Genomic DNA, 1057 nt, shown 5'->3' on the forward strand with positions numbered 1-1057 from the left:
TCCGTACTTTTCAAGGGCTTGGAAGGTGCCTTCGGGGTCCGGGGTATCCACGGTGCGGTCTCCTCGTACTTGGGGAATGGTCTCTTCAATGACTTTGGCGGTTGCGCCCAGGTTTTCAAGCGCGCGAGCGGTATCGCTATCGCCGCTTGCGATGCCCAACAGCAGCATTTCGGTGGAGATATAGGTATCACCGAATTTCTGTGCGTGGGTCTGCGCGCTCTGAATAGCGGCGAGGGCGCTGCGGCTGAAGTTTGCGTTCTGCACCGATGCGCCAGATGCCTTCGGCAGCTTCTTAATCTCTGCGGATGCGGCTTCCGAAATGGCGTCGATATCGAGCCCTGCGGCCTTGAGAACCGCTACGGCAACGCCTTCTCGCTGATCCATTAGTGCTTTGAGGATGTGCGCAGGTTCGATGCTGGGGTTACCCGCTGTCTGCGCGTTCATATTAGCGGCGGAGAGCGCTTCTTGGCTCTTGGTGGTGAATTTTGCGTCCATAAATCTTATCCTTTCGCGTCTTGTGCGGGGCGCATCCTGCGCCTTCTTTTTATAGCTAACTTGAGTCTACTACACTCAATGTTTGGATGCAAGGGGCTACTGCCGATTTTCGGGACCAAAATTCAGTGCTAAAAAAGGCTCTTTATACGAATAAAACGGCGAAAAATACGCTTTATTCATATCAAGAGCCTTTTAGGGCGCGGGATGAGAGGATCAGATAGACCTCAGTCCAAGAAGTCATACGGGCTTTGTTGTCGCGCCTGCTCCTCCAAAACCTCGTCGGTAACACCCTGCTGCATGCGCGCCGAGTGCCTATTGGCGTTGAAAGCGATCACGGCGGCGGTAATAGCCATAGCAAAGGTCAAAATTCCGAAGGTATTCCCGAATCCTGCACCGTAGCCCACATAATCGGCACCCGCACGCGCACCAATTCCCGACACCGGCACCCCGGCACGGTAATCGGGAATGAACATCCCAAAGAGAAAAGCGAGCACCCAGCAGGTCCACACGGAAAATACGAATCCCCAGGATGCACCAACCCGCAGGTGCTCGCCACTGGCAA

The 1057-nt window shown here is 54.8% G+C and carries 1 protein-coding gene and 1 pseudogene; both read right to left on the reverse strand.

Annotated features, from left to right (window positions below; all coding sequences use genetic code 11):
- On the reverse strand, positions 1–495 hold a 495-nt coding region (locus Q4P78_RS09355; RefSeq protein ID WP_303340098.1), incomplete at its 3' end, for a Clp protease N-terminal domain-containing protein.
- 224 nt (positions 496–719) lie between these two features.
- Positions 720–1057, reverse strand: a pseudogene (locus Q4P78_RS09360) (hypothetical protein); the annotation flags it as partial.

Origin of the sequence: Rothia sp. (in: high G+C Gram-positive bacteria), from assembly GCF_030540545.1 — a bacterium.
Taxonomy (GTDB): domain Bacteria; phylum Actinomycetota; class Actinomycetes; order Actinomycetales; family Micrococcaceae; genus Rothia.